The organism is Aquimarina sp. 433, from assembly GCF_054054605.1.
In genome coordinates, this window is sequence record NZ_JBSWZK010000004.1 from 33,595 (window position 1) to 47,666 (window position 14,072).

Genomic DNA, 14,072 nt, shown 5'->3' on the forward strand with positions numbered 1-14,072 from the left:
TATCAAGGAAGTTTTTGATATTTTTGAGCGCAACCTTCTATACAGGAATAATATAGAAACAATCTTCCTTCCTTTATTTCAAAACTTATACCGATGAAATTTTCGCAATCTGCGATAATAGTGCTTTCATCCAATGAGTAACTAACAGTATTTTCTCCGTCAGAATCGATAGCTAATGTACATATATCACCATTGGTAACGTTTAGCACTCCTTCTTCAAGAAACTCTAATTCCTGATCACTTGAGATTGGCTGAAATGTACCACTTCCATCACCAGGATCGACTAATTGCTCTATCAATCTCCATTTTCCTAACAAATCAGGATTATCGATGTTTGCATCATCATCATTGCTACAAGCCAGTAGCATTAAAAATGGGATTACCAGGAGAAAGAAACGCTTTTTCATAAATTTATCTTTTATGTATTCGTTTTGTAGATACAAGAACAAATAAATGGTTGCTTCATAAATACCTTAATAATAGGTTTAGATTCTTTATTTACAGAGTATCATTTTCTATCACCAACCCGGTATACAAACTTTAATCCACTCCAATCATTATCTATCGCTGCTACTTTTATATCTACCAGTCCTTGTTGTAAAACGTAGATTCTTATCATATCTCTCTTCAAATCCGTAACTATAGAAGAAGTTCTCTTTGGCCAACTTACCCAAAGCATTCCTGTCTTTTTCAATCCAACTTTATATTTTGGTATGATCTCTTCTAATTCTTTCTGAGTTTTGCAAAACACATGAATAAAGTCAAGCTCTTGTTCTACAACCTTTTTATGGATCTGAAGATCATTAGGCATATCAGAAAACAATTTCCAATAATGATCTGGTGCATTATACAATAATACACTTGTTCCCGACTTAATTCCCAATTTTTTAGCCAAAGGTGTTCCTGAATACCCTGCAGACATAATCACTCATTTATTACACGAAGTATGCTAAAGTTATAAAAAAACGAATAGAGCAAGATTACGAATTATCAAATTCTCAATAAATAGCTTTTAGATTAGTAAAAAGTTAACAATTTATCATCTAAAAGCATTGTTTACCAACGCAAAGTTTTTTACTTTCGGCGTCAATTTGATTGCTAATTCTATTAATTTATAATTTATGAAAAATACTGCGCTAACTGAAACTCACATGGCATTAGGAGCCAAAATGGTGCCATTTGCTGGTTATAATATGCCCGTATCGTATGAAGGAGTAAATGTAGAACACGAAACGGTTAGAAATGGTGTAGGTGTTTTTGATGTTTCTCATATGGGTGAGTTTCTTATTACTGGTCCAAATGCTTTGGAACTCATACAAAAAGTAACTTCTAACGATGCTTCTAAATTAGTAGATGGAAAAGCACAATATAGTTGTTTACCAAACGATAAAGGAGGAATTGTAGATGATTTAATCGTATATCGTTTAGAAGAAGAAAAATATTTATTAGTAGTAAATGCATCAAATATCCAAAAGGATTGGGATTGGATACAAAGTCATAACACGATGAATGCAGAAATGCGTGATTTATCAGAAGACTATTCTTTACTTGCCATACAAGGACCAAAGGCAGCACAGGCTATGCAATCCCTTACTTCTGTAGATTTAGAAGCATTAAAGTTTTATACATTTCAGGTAGCTGATTTTGCAGGTATCGAACACGTGATTATCTCTGCAACAGGTTATACAGGAAGTGGTGGATTTGAAATCTATTGTAAAAATTCTGAAGTACAACAAATATGGGATAAAGTATTCGAAGCAGGAGCGGATTTTGATATCAAACCAATTGGTCTGGCAGCAAGAGATACACTACGCTTAGAAATGGGATATTGCCTATACGGAAATGATATTAATGATGAGACCTCTCCTATCGAGGCTGGTTTAGGATGGATTACTAAGTTCTCTAAAGATTTTATTAATTCTGAAGAACTAGCTAAAGAGAAAGAACGTGGTGCAGAAAGAAAACTAGTAGGTTTTGAGCTAGATGAAAGAGGAATTCCGAGACACGATTATGATATTGTAGATGGTAATGGAAATGCAATAGGTATTGTAACCTCTGGTACCATGTCTCCTTCCTTAGGGAAAGGAATTGGTTTAGGATATGTTCCAACAGTATTTGCTTCGCCAGGAAGTAAAATTAATATTCAGGTTCGTAAAAAAGCGATTCCTGCAACTGTAGTAAAATTACCTTTTTATAAAGGATAAGTTCTTTATAACAATAATAAACCGTAAGTTAAGTTTCAGGATTACAGATACTAATACATAGTGATCTCTGAAACTTAACTTTTTTAGCACCCCAATATTGAAAAAAATTTTAATCATAGGAGCCAGTGGTTTTATAGGAAATTCCTTGTATAAGGAGCTAAATTCCTATTTTGACACCTATGGAACGTATCATACGGATAATGCTTTCTATGAAAAGAATCAGAAATTTTTTCAGTATGATATGGAACTAGAGGATATCTCTATCCTATTAGATAACTTAAAACCCAATATTATTGTTTCTGCGCTAAGAGGTAATTTCAATTCTCAGATAGATGCACATTACCGTATTATTAGTTGGTTACAAAGAAATACGGCTAGACTAATCTTTATCTCTAGCGCTAATGTATTTGATACTTTTAGTAATTATCCGTCTTATGAACATGATAAAACTTTAAGCGAAAGTATATTTGGTAAGTTTAAAATTAAAATAGAAAATGCACTATTGCGATTACCTACTGATAAATATGTAATTGCGAGGGTACCTATGGTATTCGGTGCTAATACACCGCGTGTACAAGAAATTAAAACTTTACATGATCTTAAAGCGTCTATAGAAGTTTTCCCAAATGTAATTATTAATGCCACATCGATTTCTAAATTAACCCAACAATTACACTACATTATTAACAGAGATAAAAAAGGAATCTTTCATTTGGGAAGTACTGATCTTATTTATCATTTAGATCTTATTACTGAAATATGTGATACTTTGCAATTAGAAGATCCTATGTTTAAACAAGTTTTTGATTCTAATAATGATAGGTACCTAGCGGTATTGCCAAAGGATAACATACTTCCAAAAAACCTACAAATCACTACTAAAGAAGTTATTGAATCTGTAATCATTAAATAATATACCTTCTTAACAAAATTATAATTCTAAGGTAAATTCGTAATTGGTATGTATCTTTGTATTATGAACTTAGAAGGGAAAAAGATTATATTATTTGATGGTGTTTGCAATTTATGTAATGGTGCTGTCAATTTTATAATAAAACGTGATAAAAACGATGTGTTTCGATATGCTTCGCTGCAAAGTGATATAGGAAAACAACTAGCAGCAGAACGAGGTGTAGACACTTCTAAATTAGATACTATCTTATTAATAGAGCAAAACACATATTATCATAAATCAACAGCTGCTCTACAAATTGCAAAGCAGCTGTCTGGTGGTTATCCGTTACTTTCTGTTTTTTTAATCTTTCCTAAGCTTTTAAGAGATTGGGTTTATGACATTATTTCAAAAAACAGATACAAATGGTTTGGTAAAAGAGATAATTGTGTAATCCCAACTCCGGAGCTTAAAGCCCTTTTCATTGACTAAATTGGTTATAGGTTATCCAACTTATACGATTGTTTTTGTGTTAGTGTGTTCAATTTTACTTGTCTCTTTTTCCAGTTTATTCATATTGTCTATATGTACAAATCCTAAACAGCATATGGCAAAACATATGAGGATTACCGGTAATAACAATTGTTTCATCCTATCTATTTTATTTTGGGTAAAATAATTTGGGAGCAAAAAAAAGACCATCTTTTAATTACGGTTTAAAAGTAATTATCAATCATGACCTAAGTAGTAGGTATTTTAGAATTCGTTGGGTTTCAATTAGAATTCGTTTGATATTGAAAATTTATAGCAGTGCAAAGACCAAATATTCCCATTATTTAACTAAAAAACTGCCTTGCCAAGATTAGGCAAGACAGTCTTTAGGTGGTTATCCGTTACTTTTGTTGTTTTCCCCTCTATTCCACTAATTCTGGAATAATGGCTCCCTCTTGTTTATTGGTTTGTAACGTATCTTGAGCTGATGTTCATTTTTTATCCAGCTGCTCAATAGCTGTTACCTCAGTATTATCATTGGTATCTAACTGATGTTTTTGTCTTAACTGATTATATTTTTTATCTAACTTATTTACATTATCTATATGTACAATACTTAAACAGATCACTGCAAAAGATATTAAAGCTAAGGGTAGAAAAAGCCGTTTCATATTGAGTTAATTTAAGGTTTATTTTATGTGCGGTTCAAAAGTATGTTTATATCTGAAGCAAATTAAGGGGACTTTAGCTAGAAATCATATAGGGGTTTTCCCCCTTTTTCATTATGGGTATATAATATCAAACTCTATACCAACTATGTAAGCCATTATATAGTTAGAAGCTAAAATTCAGTTTCTAAACATATTAAACAAAAAAAATAGGCTTTGTAACAAGCCTATTTGAATTATATATTAGTTAAACTAATTATTACATAAAATTATTTTAATGTAATTATCTACTATCTTTCGAATCGAAAAGTAAATCCGTCTACTAAAGATTCTTCGACGGTAAAAAAGCTATTTTCTAAGGTAAGTCTTCCTAGATTTACATTGTTCACAATTAAATCATCGGCATCTGCAGGAGCGGATATACTATAAGTATACGTTCCAGAAGGTAAAATGGTATTAAAAGATGCATCGGATATCGTATTTGTAATAGTTACCATACCTGAAGCTTCGTCAAAATCCCATTCGATTGTACCTTTATCTATATCTTCATCAACTCCGGCAAAACCACCAGTAACCTTTACTAAACTCCATTCTCCTTCTATTGTAGATTGTACAACTGCGTTACCATCATCATCATTACTACAACTCATCATAAGAATTGACAGTAAAATAAAATAAAATCGTCTCATAAACTTGTGTGATTTTCTAATTTACTATTTAGATGCTTTCATTATAAAAAGGTTGCGTAGATCACACAAAACAACATTAGAGTGATGTAGCAATGATTTCTATTTCATCTAACAATGCTTCAAAATCTTCCTCTGTAGTCAATGGATTCATTATAGAAGTTCTAAGATAACGTTGTTCATTAATCATCGTTTGTACAATATAAAATTTACCAGATTTCAATAGTGCTTCTCGTATTTTGGAATTGTTTGCATTTAAATCGGAATCTGAAAACTTTAGATATCTAAAATTCAAAATATTGGCTTCAGGTTCCATTAACAGTTCGAATCCATCGCGATTACGTATGATCTGAGCAAATAATTTTCCCTGGTCATATAATCGATTGATGTTTTTCTCGAATACATCCTCTCCATACATCTTAATAATAGAATAGGCTTTTAAAGACATCATTAATTTGGTGCATTCAAAAGTTCTTTTCCCAGAATTATACCATTCTCTAGATTGTTGGGAGTCCCATAAATACTGAGCCCGTTGTTCGAAAGTTTTATACGATTCTTCTCCTTGTTTAAACAATAATGCTGTATTTAAAGAAGGAGTCAATAACATTTTATGGAAATCTATGACCACAGAATCTGCTTGATCTATTCCTTTAGCCAAGTGTTTATATTTTTCAGAAAAAACAACACCAGCACCATGAGCTCCATCTACATGAAACCATAAATTGTGATTTTTAGCAATCTCTGCTAACGTTGCTAAATCATCATATGAACCTGTTGCTGTAGAAGAAGCGCACCCAACAATAGCAATGACAACTAAGCCATCTTGCTCAGCTTTTTCTAAGTATTCTTCTATTACGTTTACATCTATCTGAAAAGAGGAATTCGTTGGTACTTTTATAATCCCTTTCGCACCAAAACCTAATATTCTTGCTGCTCTATCAATACAATAATGTGCTTCTTCAGAAACTAAAACAGCTAGATTTTCTTGGTGTCCTTCTTCCCAAACCAATCCAGGAGCTTTTGCTTTTCTGGCAGCCAATAAGGCTGTTAAATTAGCCAATGTTCCTCCAGAAGTAAGGAAACCAGCAGCTTCTGTTCCATATCCAATTTTATCAGAAACAAAATCAGTTACAATCCTTTCTAAAGCATTCGAGGCCATTCCCATTTCATAAACTCCAGTACCATTACTAAGAAGATCTGTTACTAATCCCGATAAACTACTTATTACGGATGGAACAGCAACCTGATGCCCCATATAACGAGGGTGATGCACGTGTATGGATCTATCTAAGATTTCTTTGTAAAAATCCATCATATTAGAACCGTAAGACAAATCATTTTTCCAATAAGACAGTTCCTCTTCTGGATTTCGATATTTGATGACTGGTGCGTCCTTATCAGATTGTACTTGCTCTAGGTGATCTGCAAGCATATCTACCAACTGATGTCCTATTTCTCTAAAATCCGAAGGATCATATATTTTTTTCAATGATTCTTCTAAAAAAATAGTTTCCTTCATTCTTTTGTGTATTACTCAATTTTTTAATAAAGGTATAACTACCAATAATATTATTGAGAAAAAGCATCAAATTTTAGAAAAAGTATAACAAATTCTAGGATTAACCTTATCCTTCGTAATGATCATCCCAATCTTTTACCTTAGGATCCCCAAGTTTTCCTACGCTTTTTGCTACCATCATAGATACAGCTGCATCCCCAGTTACATTTACTGTAGTTCTGCACATATCCAAAGGACGATCCACAGCAAAAATTAGTGCTAATCCTGCTTCAGGAATACCCGCCTGTGCTAGCACAATAACTAGCATTACCATTCCTGCACCAGGAACTGCGGCAGAACCAATAGATGCTAAGGTTGCTGTTGCAACAATCCCTAACTGTGCTCCTAAAGTAAGATCCATTCCAAAAGCTTGAGCAATAAAAACTGCTGCTACTGCTTGGTATAAACTTGTACCATCCATATTAATAGTAGCTCCTATAGGTAACACAAAACTGGTCACTTCTTTTTCTACCCCAAGATGTTCTTCTACTCTTTCCATAGTTACTGGTAAGGTAGCTGCACTAGAACTAGTAGAAAAAGCTAATAACTGTGCTGGAGAAATTCCATTGATAAAAAAGGAAGGGCTTTTCTTAGTGAAAAACCATACAATCAAAATATAAACTCCTATCATTAAAGCAAGACCGATAAGTACAGAAACTCCATACATTCCCAATGCCGCAAATAAATCTGCACTCGGAGATTCAACCACCAATGCCGCTAACAATGCAAAAACACCATAAGGAGCTGCTAGCATAATAAGGTCAATGAGTTTTAGTATAACATCATTAAAACCATCAAAAAAGTCTTTTACAGGTTTTGCCTTTTCTTCAGGAATTAGAATTAATCCTATACCAAAAAATATAGCGAAGAATATTACTTGTAACATATTTCTATTGTTACTCGCTGCACTAAATATATTACTAGGCACCAGATCTACAAGAGCTTGTAACGGTCCTGCATTCTTTTGTTTCTCTGCATCTGCAATCTTACTATCTGCTGCGCCTTTATAACTTGCGATAAGTTCACTTCTTGTTTCTTCAGTGATTGCAGCTCCTGGTTTTACGATATTCACTACAATCAAACCAATACTTACTGCTATCACAGTCGTAATGATATAGGTTATAATCGTACGCCCACCCATTTTGGAAAGCTTAGAAATATCTTTTAAATCTGAAACTCCTTTAATTAAAGACGCCAAGATTAAGGGCACCGCAATCAATTTAAGAGAATTGATAAAAATGGTTCCAAAAGGTTTAATCCAATCTGCTGTAAAACCTTTTCCCCAAGAAAACTGAGTCATTAAAAATCCGAATAATACTCCAGCAATCATTCCTAAAAGGATTTGCCAGTGCAAAGCAAGTTTCTTCATGTGAATTATCTAATTTTTTGAATACAAAAAGTCGAAGATATAAATTAAAAACAAAAAAACGGTAACCTTGTTAAGATTACCGTAACATTAACTATATTTTTAAGTGCTTATTTTTTAATCGTACGATTCATTAGCCAGTAATCAACAATTACCAAAGCTGCCATTGCCTCAACGATAGGAACGGCGCGTGGCACTACACAAGGATCATGTCTACCTTTTCCTTGCATATTAACTATGTTCCCTTCTTTATCAATAGTCTCTTGGTCTTGCATAATAGTAGCTACTGGTTTAAACGCTACATTAAAATAGATATCCATTCCATTAGAAATTCCACCTTGAATTCCACCAGAAAGATTAGTTTTTGTAGTACCATCCGTATTGAAAAGATCATTATGCATACTTCCTTTCAGCTCTGCTCCGGCAAAACCACTACCATATTCAAACCCTTTTACTGCATTAATGGAAAGCATTGCTTTACCTAGTTCTGCATGGAGTTTATCAAAAGCTGGTTCTCCCAATCCAACAGGAACTCCAGAAATAACACAACTTACTAATCCTCCTACGGTATCTCCTTCCTTTCGTATTTGTTTGATATACTGTTCCATCTCCTGCGCTTTTTCAGCATCAGGGCATCGAACGATATTACTTTCTACTAATGAAAAATCTAGTTCTGTATGCGGTTTCTCTAGTTTAATCGATCCCACACCACTCACATAAGCATTAAAACTAATACCAGAAAGGACTTGCTTTGCTATAGCTCCTGCTACTACTCTACTAGCAGTTTCTCTCGCCGATGATCGTCCTCCTCCTCTATAATCTCTTATACCATACTTTTGATCATAGGTATAATCTGCATGTGATGGTCTATAAGAATCTTTAATGTGCGAATAGTCTTTTGATTTTTGATTTGCATTTTTAATCACAAACCCGATTGGTGTTCCTGTGGTAACACCTTCAAAAATACCAGAATAGAATTCTACGGTATCAGGCTCCTTTCGTTGAGTAACAATTGTAGATTGTCCTGGTTTTCTACGATCTAATTCTGCTTGTATCGCATCAAGATCGAGTTGTACTCCAGAAGGACATCCATCGATGACTCCTCCTATTGCTGGTCCGTGAGATTCTCCAAAAGTGGTTACCTTAAATAGATTCCCAAATGTATTTCCTGCCATTCAAAAACAATTTTCAACAAATGTACTTGTTAATCTTCAAAAATGCGATAGTAATTTGATAGAAAACCCATCAATATTTTTCGAAAATTGTTACTATTTCATATTTCAAACTTATTTTTTGAACAATACTTATTTCTACCTTATTTATACCTTTAACCAATTCATTGTTCGAATGGCTTTCATAAAACTTTGCATCTGTGGTAATGTTCCAATACTAATCCTAGCCCAAGTAGGATAATGTTTTCCTCCACTAGGAAAAATTGCAATTCCAAAGGTTTTTAATTCTTCTTTGAGACGTTTTACATCCTTTACTTCTATCAACATAAAGTTTGTATCACTTTTTACATACTGAAGTCCTAAATCATCTAAACTATCTTCCATATATTTTTTTACTTCAGAATTCTTCTTTTGATACTCATTCACATATGAAGGATCTTCCAAAGCTGTAATCGCGGCTACTACTCCAGGATTGCTAATTAATCCATCAAAATTATAAAACTCATGATTCAATTTGGCTATCGTTTCTGATAAGCCCATAGCATACCCTACTCTTAAACCTGCCAAGCCATAGGCTTTAGAAAATGTTCTAATAATTAAAACATTATATTTTTCTTGTAATAATTTAATCGTATCAGGTTTCTTTTTGGGGTCCATAAGTTCTACATAGGCTTCATCTATAGCCACCGTACAATTAGATGATGCTACTTCTTTACAAAAAGATAGTAAATCATTCGCTGATAAAGCTTTACCAGTAGGATTATTAGGATTACAGATATATACCAATCTGGTAGCCTTCGTAATCGCACTTTTGGTTGTTTTTAAATCAATATCCATAGCATCTGTTAACAATATTCTTTTGGCTTTATGATCAAAAATCCTATCAGCAAAAGCTGCTGTAACATTAAAAGTGGTTGCAGGTACTATAATACTATCTTGCTGTTGCCCAAAAGCTCGAGTAAGCATGCATAAAATTTCGAAAGAACCATGTCCCAAAATCACTTGGTCTTCATTTATACCATTCTGTTTAGCTATTTTTCTTCTTAACTCATCTGTAGCATATGAATTAAAAGAAGCATATCTATTGACTCTCGATGTATGCTCTGTTATTGCCTTAGTTACCTGTTGTGAAGGTCCGTAAGGATTCTCATTAGAGAATAAGCGTATGGGTTCTTTTTCTTCTAGGGTTCTAAAATCATTTTTTTCCAATAAAGAAGCTCCATAGGTAATCGGAGCTATAGAACTAGCCACAGCTAATGTGCTTCCTAATTGTAAAAATTTTCTTCTATTATGTCTATACGTTTCCATAAATAAGGTTTTCTACAAATTTGGTAGATATACTGCTATTTTCATTCCTAAATCATGATATTGGCACACTAAAACATGATAATAGAATAATTTAAACGCATCATTCTTAATTAAAATTTGACTAATTTTCCACCGGAAAACTAATTTGAATTAATGAAAGTTTGCATAGCCGAAAAACCAAGTGTTGCGAGAGAAATTGCTACTGTTTTAGGAGCTACCACAAAGCGCGATGGATATTATGAAGGTAATGGGTATGCTGTCACGTATACTTTTGGTCATTTATGCACGCTATATGAACCTAATGACTACAAACCTCATTGGAAAAGTTGGGATCTTAATAATCTACCAATGCTCCCTGAAAAATTCAAAACCAAAGTTGTAGATAATCAGGGAATTCAAAAACAGTTTGGTATTGTAAAATCATTATTCGAAAAAGCAACTGTTGTAATTAATTGCGGTGATGCTGGCCAAGAAGGAGAATTGATACAACGATGGGTAATCGATCAAGCTGGTTATACTGGTGAAGTTCAACGATTATGGATTTCTTCTCTTACTACAGAAGCTATCAAAGAAGGTTTTACCAATTTAAAACCTTCTACACAATATGATAATTTGTATTATGCAGGTTTTTCTAGAGCTATTGGAGATTGGTTATTAGGAATGAATGCTACCAGATTGTATACCGTAAAACATGGAGGGTACAAACAAGTTTTGTCTATTGGAAGAGTACAAACTCCTAGTCTAGCCATGGTAGTCCATAGATTTAAGGAAATTCAAAACTTTATACCACAACGATATTGGGAATTACAAACCTTATACAGAGATACCTTATTTAGTTATGAAGAAGGTCGTTTTCTTAAAAAAGAAGACGGCGAAATATTAGCTAATAAAGTAAAACAAAGTGATTTTGAGATTATTTCTATTACCAAAAAGAATGGTAAAGAGTATGCTCCAAAATTGTTTGACCTAACTGGTTTACAAGTATACTGTAATACCAAATTTGGTTTTTCTGCAGATGAAACACTTAAAATTGTTCAACGGTTATATGAATTAAAAGTAGTTACTTATCCTAGAGTAGACACCACCTTTTTACCAAATGACATCTACCCAAAAGTTCCGGGTATTTTACAAAAACTAACAGACTACAATGCTCTAACTACTCCAATTCTTGGGAAAAAGATCAAAAAATCTACCAAAGTCTTTAACGATAAAAAGGTCACTGATCACCACGCTATCATACCTACCGGAGAGCAAACCAAATTACAAATCAATCAGAAAAAAGTGTATGATATCATTACACGACGTTTTATTGCTGTATTTTATGACGATTGTAAAGTAGCCAATACAACAGTTATTGGTAAAGCTGATACCGTATCTTTTAAAACGACTGGAAAGGTAATTTTAGAAAAAGGTTGGCGTATTGTATTTGAAACACCAGAAAGTGATAGTAAAAAAGAATCTGGAATACTCCCTGAATTTGTAAAAGGTGAAAAAGGTCCTCATGAACCTTCTTTTCTAGAAAAAGAAACCAAACCTCCCAGACAATTTACAGAGGCTACTTTATTAAGAGCTATGGAAACAGCAGGAAAACAGGTGGATGATGAAGAAATGAGAGAACTCATGAAGGAAAATGGAATCGGAAGACCTTCTACTAGAGCTAACATTATTGAAACCTTATTCAAAAGAAAATATATAGAACGTAATAAAAAACAGATTTTACCAACTACCACAGGTATACAATTGATAGATACGATACAAAATAAACTATTAATATCTGCTGAATTAACTGGTCGATGGGAAAAGCAACTCAAAGAGATAGAAAAAGGTACATTTCATGCTGGTGCTTTTATTAAAAACATGAAGCAAATGGTAGATCATTTAGTATATGAAGTACGAACTGAAAAAACTAGAGCTAACATATCGTATACCACTTCCGAAAAAACAGAAAAAGCAACTAAAAAAGTTACTAAATCATCTATTTTACAGGAGAAATGTCCTAAATGTGGCAAAGGAACGCTATTGAAAGGAAAATCCGCTTACGGATGTAGTGCATATAAAGAAGGTTGTGATTTTCAATTACCCTTTGTTTTTACAGGTAAAAAAATCTCTGAAAAACAATATATACGATTACTCAAAAAAGGTTGTACAGTAAATTTAAAAGGCTTCAAAACAGAAGAGAAAACAGTAGAAGGTTTAGTACGTTTTGATGAAGATCATCAATTGGTTTTAGAAACTAAAAAAATCGCAACACAACCTCAAACTGTACCCGATAAGATCTCATGCCCTAAATGCAAGAAAGGTCATATACTAAAAGGAAAAACAGCTTACGGCTGTAGTGAATTCAATAATGGTTGTAATTTTCAATGTTCTTTCGAAATCATAAGAAATAAAGCAGGTAATCAAAAGTTATCAAAAGAATTGGTATACGATATTATACAGAGTCATGTTTCGTAAAAACACTCCTTAAAATCAAATAAAATCTACCTATTTAATTCTTGCTAATACAGCTATAAATGGCTATTTTAGAGTGATTTTATAACAGAATTGTTAAATAGCTGAATTACAATAATCAGCAATACAAAATTTCATAAAAGATATCAGTAGCAATGGTGGATTTTACTAATATCGAATACTTAAAATCAGGTAATAAATACCAACAAGACACCTATAACGTACTTCGGAATTTGGAAATTTTTAAACAGCTAAAATCTTACGATCCTATTCTAACAGGTACCATTCCTATTGATATTTATACTGATAATAGTGATTTAGATATTATTTGTGAATGTCGTGATCATGAAGAATTTACAAATACAGTATTTACATTATTCTCTGACCAAGAGGATTTTCGAATAGCCACAAATAATCATCGTATTTCTCCATACACGGTAGCCAATTTTAGCTATTCCTCGTTTTCTATTGAAATTTTTGGACAAAATATTCCTACTCAAGAACAAAAGGCATATAAGCATATGATGATAGAGTATGAAATTTTGAAGAAAATGAGCCCTACTTTTAAGGAGAATATTAGAATGCTAAAGAGAAAAGGAATAAAAACAGAACCAGCCTTTGCAGAATTATTGCGGATATCTGGAGATCCTTATGAAGAACTATTAAATTTTAGAATATAAGTTATAAAGAGATATCATGGTACATTACGCATTATTCATCAAAAAACTTTCATATTCGAATGTTCTCAAAAAAGCAAGAACTATAATACTATTATTTCTAGTTTTTACAATGGCTTGGAGCTGTAAAGGTGAGAATACAAATACATTATCTCATACAGATCATAAAACGAATATCTTAAAAGAAGAGCAAGCCATCTTAAATACTTTAAATAATGAAACCAAAGCTGCATTTCGTAGAGACTATAAAGCTTGGCAAGACTACTGGATTCAGGATTCTTCAATAACAAAAGTATATCTTGATTTTACAACAAAAAAATTCTCCAAATCAGTAGGATGGGAAGAAATTAGTCGGTTTGTAAAAACATTTATGGATGAACATCCAGAACCTGAACCTGTTCCAAAACTATTAGACAAAATTAATGTTCGCCTTTATGGGTCTGGTGCTTGGGTTACCTTTGAACAGCAAGACTCTCTACGTGGATTGAAACGAGAAACAAGATTAATGGAAAAGGTAGATGGTCACTGGAAAATCGCAGGAATGCAAACTACCATATACGGGTTACCAATATCTAACGAATAATAGTACTTATAGAAA

At 33.0% G+C, this 14,072-nt stretch carries 14 protein-coding genes; 6 read left to right on the forward strand and 8 right to left on the reverse strand.

Annotated elements, in window-relative coordinates:
• Positions 1 to 2: 2 nt before the first annotated feature.
• Together ACWNT5_RS09455 and ACWNT5_RS09460 are read right to left on the reverse strand one after the other, a co-directional pair.
• The gene (locus ACWNT5_RS09455; protein ID WP_456517212.1) at positions 3 to 407 is read right to left on the reverse strand and encodes a hypothetical protein; all 405 of its coding nucleotides are present in this window, start codon (positions 405 to 407) and stop codon (positions 3 to 5) included.
• 101 nt (positions 408 to 508) lie between these two features.
• Positions 509 to 922: a DUF3052 domain-containing protein gene (locus tag ACWNT5_RS09460; RefSeq protein ID WP_456517213.1), complete on the reverse strand. Its 414-nt coding sequence runs from the start codon at positions 920 to 922 to the stop codon at positions 509 to 511.
• Between the two features lie 199 nt (positions 923 to 1,121).
• Between ACWNT5_RS09460 and gcvT the strand changes: the two genes are divergently transcribed.
• The 3 genes from gcvT (at position 1,122) to ACWNT5_RS09475 (ending at position 3,588) form a co-directional block, all read left to right on the forward strand.
• Positions 1,122 to 2,204, forward strand: coding sequence for a glycine cleavage system aminomethyltransferase GcvT (gene gcvT / locus ACWNT5_RS09465; RefSeq protein ID WP_343912609.1), 1,083 nt, complete (start codon positions 1,122 to 1,124; stop codon positions 2,202 to 2,204).
• A gap of 97 nt (positions 2,205 to 2,301) precedes the next feature.
• A complete protein-coding gene (locus ACWNT5_RS09470; protein WP_299601054.1) occupies positions 2,302 to 3,117 on the forward strand; it encodes a sugar nucleotide-binding protein in 816 nt (271 codons plus the stop codon).
• Between the two features lie 63 nt (positions 3,118 to 3,180).
• Positions 3,181 to 3,588, forward strand: a complete 408-nt coding sequence (locus ACWNT5_RS09475) for a thiol-disulfide oxidoreductase DCC family protein (RefSeq protein WP_299897249.1) — start codon at positions 3,181 to 3,183, stop codon at positions 3,586 to 3,588.
• Positions 3,589 to 4,079: 491 nt separating this feature from the next.
• On the opposite strand, the gene ACWNT5_RS09480 is transcribed toward ACWNT5_RS09475, so the two are convergent.
• From ACWNT5_RS09480 to ACWNT5_RS09505, 6 genes are all read right to left on the reverse strand, one after another.
• Positions 4,080 to 4,259, reverse strand: a complete 180-nt coding sequence (locus ACWNT5_RS09480) for a hypothetical protein (protein WP_299601037.1) — start codon at positions 4,257 to 4,259, stop codon at positions 4,080 to 4,082.
• Positions 4,260 to 4,546: 287 nt separating this feature from the next.
• The gene (locus tag ACWNT5_RS09485) at positions 4,547 to 4,945 is read right to left on the reverse strand and encodes a hypothetical protein (protein WP_299601034.1); all 399 of its coding nucleotides are present in this window, start codon (positions 4,943 to 4,945) and stop codon (positions 4,547 to 4,549) included.
• A gap of 76 nt (positions 4,946 to 5,021) precedes the next feature.
• Positions 5,022 to 6,461: a pyridoxal phosphate-dependent decarboxylase family protein gene (locus ACWNT5_RS09490; RefSeq protein WP_299601032.1), complete on the reverse strand. Its 1,440-nt coding sequence runs from the start codon at positions 6,459 to 6,461 to the stop codon at positions 5,022 to 5,024.
• 106 nt (positions 6,462 to 6,567) lie between these two features.
• Complete coding sequence (locus ACWNT5_RS09495; RefSeq protein ID WP_299601030.1) at positions 6,568 to 7,869, reverse strand: dicarboxylate/amino acid:cation symporter; 1,302 nt, start codon at positions 7,867 to 7,869, stop codon at positions 6,568 to 6,570.
• Between the two features lie 107 nt (positions 7,870 to 7,976).
• Positions 7,977 to 9,041 (reverse strand): chorismate synthase, encoded by a 1,065-nt coding sequence (gene aroC / locus ACWNT5_RS09500; protein WP_299601028.1) that lies wholly within the window; start codon positions 9,039 to 9,041, stop codon positions 7,977 to 7,979.
• Between the two features lie 144 nt (positions 9,042 to 9,185).
• The gene (locus ACWNT5_RS09505) at positions 9,186 to 10,346 is read right to left on the reverse strand and encodes a pyridoxal phosphate-dependent aminotransferase (RefSeq protein WP_299601026.1); all 1,161 of its coding nucleotides are present in this window, start codon (positions 10,344 to 10,346) and stop codon (positions 9,186 to 9,188) included.
• A 153-nt stretch (positions 10,347 to 10,499) separates the two neighbouring features.
• On the opposite strand from ACWNT5_RS09505, the gene ACWNT5_RS09510 reads away from it, so the two are divergent.
• The 3 genes from ACWNT5_RS09510 to ACWNT5_RS09520 all read left to right on the forward strand — a co-directional run bounded on the left by ACWNT5_RS09510 (position 10,500) and on the right by ACWNT5_RS09520 (position 14,057).
• Positions 10,500 to 12,800, forward strand: coding sequence for a type IA DNA topoisomerase (locus ACWNT5_RS09510; protein ID WP_299601023.1), 2,301 nt, complete (start codon positions 10,500 to 10,502; stop codon positions 12,798 to 12,800).
• A 152-nt stretch (positions 12,801 to 12,952) separates the two neighbouring features.
• The gene (locus tag ACWNT5_RS09515) at positions 12,953 to 13,477 is read left to right on the forward strand and encodes a DUF4269 domain-containing protein (protein ID WP_299601021.1); all 525 of its coding nucleotides are present in this window, start codon (positions 12,953 to 12,955) and stop codon (positions 13,475 to 13,477) included.
• Between the two features lie 16 nt (positions 13,478 to 13,493).
• On the forward strand, positions 13,494 to 14,057 hold the full coding sequence (locus tag ACWNT5_RS09520; protein WP_456517214.1) for a nuclear transport factor 2 family protein: 564 nt from the start codon (positions 13,494 to 13,496) through the stop codon (positions 14,055 to 14,057).
• The last annotated feature ends 15 nt before the right edge of the window (positions 14,058 to 14,072 follow it).